Source organism: Phocaeicola sp. ICN-14070, assembly GCF_037892625.1.
GTDB lineage: Bacteria > Bacteroidota > Bacteroidia > Bacteroidales > Bacteroidaceae > Phocaeicola > Phocaeicola plebeius.
In genome coordinates, this window is record NZ_JBBKBF010000196.1 from 1 (window position 1) to 306 (window position 306).

At 44.1% G+C, this 306-nt stretch carries 1 protein-coding gene; it reads right to left on the minus strand.

The window, feature by feature from the left end; genetic code table 11:
• Window positions 1-306, minus strand: a 306-nt coding sequence (locus WKT20_RS18280) for an IS66 family transposase (RefSeq protein ID WP_340417892.1), incomplete at both ends; no start/stop codon positions are given.

The following is a 306-nucleotide window of genomic DNA, read 5'->3' on the forward strand; positions in this document are numbered from 1 at the left end:
GTATCCTGCATCATCATGACCACCTTATGATGGATACGTTCAAGAATAGGTCTCGTAAGCTTAAGTCTTTTTTCCTTAATCTGCTCACCGCTGAGTTTCATTGTGCGGAACAAGTCTTCATTTCTGAACATATCACCGATAGGGTCTATTATATCCATCGCAGTTCTGTCTGATGGCAAGGCATCGACCCACAGCCTCCTGCAGTGTGTCCAGCATCCTATATGAAGCACCTTTGAGTCTTCTCCGTCGAACATCCTGTAAACCGTATATCCGTCTGTAGATACAGATCCCATAAAATGTTCAAGG